This is a genomic window from Leptospira ainazelensis (assembly GCF_016918785.1).
Classification (GTDB): Bacteria; Spirochaetota; Leptospiria; order Leptospirales; family Leptospiraceae; genus Leptospira; species Leptospira ainazelensis.
Genome location: NZ_JAFFPT010000039.1, coordinates 1 through 1,901 on the forward strand (window position 1 = coordinate 1; position 1,901 = coordinate 1,901).

Genomic DNA, 1,901 nt, shown 5'->3' on the forward strand with positions numbered 1-1,901 from the left:
TCGAACCTCGTGCCAACCGCATCGCGCACAGGCGCTTGCGGACGCAACGTCGAGAAGCCTCTTTCGTTAGACGACATTTAGCTAATCAAATATGAAACGAATACTTTCTAAAATACTCAGTTATCCCCTTGGATACGTGTCATTATTCGTATCTCCTTTTTTCCGAGATCCAGTCTTGGCAACTACAGCAGTGATTTCACTCCTTCTTCTTTCTAATTCAGTCAAAGGATATGCCTATCTATTTTTCGGTGATAATCGTATTGTAAGTATAAAATCATTCCTTGAATATTTGGATAAATATAAAATTGCGGGGGAATTGATTCTTGCAATAGTCGCGTACTTATTTTATTTGAAATCGATCATTTTATCTTTTCGATCTAAAGAGCACTTTAAAGCTCTGGTATTTTCAGAAATTAATAGAATTAAAGGAAAACTTTTGGAAATGAAGGTGGTTAAGGATTTTAGTACAGAGACCATTGAGAATTATTCGAATATTCTCTTTCCATTATGGGTTAAGGACGAACTTTTTGATAACATTGAATTTAGATTTGTTCGCTTAATTATTGACCTTAATTTTAGAGATCTTTCGGAAGGGCGAAGATTGTTCGCTTTTTATTTTTTAATGGATCTTTATCCTTTTTCGAAAGCAAAACTTTTAGCTTACATAATCTCAATCCCCCTTCAGAAAGGAAATGCAAAGCACGAGTTTTTGTCTTTGTTGCAGATGGCGAAAAATAAATTAGCTGCTGGGAAATTTGATTTGAATCAACAAGTCGATTTTCTCAGTATTACAGAAGCCAAAAAGTTACAAGCTGAAGTTGCCAGCGGAAATATCGTATTTTACGAAGAAAGCTTAAAACAAAAATTTAGTCATGAGGCACTTTTAACTGTTGCAGAGCAATTAATCAAGAAAGGTCATACAGATATTTCTACTCTATTGAAATATAGAAAAAGAAATAATCCGATTAAAATGCTTATCAAGTACGGAGAAAATTTTTACTACTGGGAGCAAGAACAAAAAAATTTAATAAAACAAAACGTTTCTCAAGACTCTCAAGAATTTGCCTTAAAAAAATTGAAAAATATTCTACATCCTCAGCCCTTCAGTAAGGCTCTTTTTAATTTCAAAAGTGAATTAATTCAACTTTTACCAACGGATCCGTTTCTCTTTCTATTTGATATTGATTATATTTTCAAAAAACATAAAATTAAAACTCCATATGGCTTCATGCAAAAGAAAGTTATTCCGAGTGCTAAAAAGCATCACATTGAAATGATTAGGAATATTAAAAAGATTGATCGATCTCTATCTCAAGCACAAAAGGATTTTATTTCCAACTACTATATAATTGATATGGATATTGAATCTGTTTTAATTGAAGCTGATGCAAAGTCAACTCCAGAAGGCTTAAGAAGAATTCTCGTGCGCGAAGTCGCTCAGAGTGGAAATTTTGCAAGTATGCTTTCAAATAATAATATCTATGTTAAAGAAGTGATTGAGACTTTGCCACCACATTCGGTACTTAATATAATGGGAAGTGAAATTAAGTTGATCGATTTCTTCAAAAATTATGATAAAAAAATACGATCGAATTTGAAGACAGAAGATATCTCTATTAAGAATATTTACGAAATTAGAAAAATTGGTAATAAGCACAATAAATGTGCCAAATCATTACTTGGGATTGTGAAAAACCCTGATTATAATGGCCCTAAAATTTCACAAACTGAAATGCAAACGGCTTTAAAAAAACTCTCAGAAGGCGCAGCTAAGTTGGAACACTTAGTCGAAAAGGGATTCAATACCGAGCGTCAGCTAAACGTCGCCTAACTTCGGCTTCTCACTTCGTTCGCGACTCACGGTTCCCGCTCGCGCTCACTCCGGCCTCCGGCACATTGCT

1 protein-coding gene is annotated in these 1,901 nt (G+C 34.1%); it reads left to right on the plus strand.

What is annotated here, in order from left to right:
- The first annotated feature begins 175 nt into the window (after nucleotides 1-175).
- The gene (locus JWG44_RS10735; protein ID WP_205274956.1) at nucleotides 176-1,831 is read left to right on the plus strand and encodes a hypothetical protein; all 1,656 of its coding nucleotides are present in this window, start codon (nucleotides 176-178) and stop codon (nucleotides 1,829-1,831) included.
- Nucleotides 1,832-1,901: the final 70 nt, after the last annotated feature.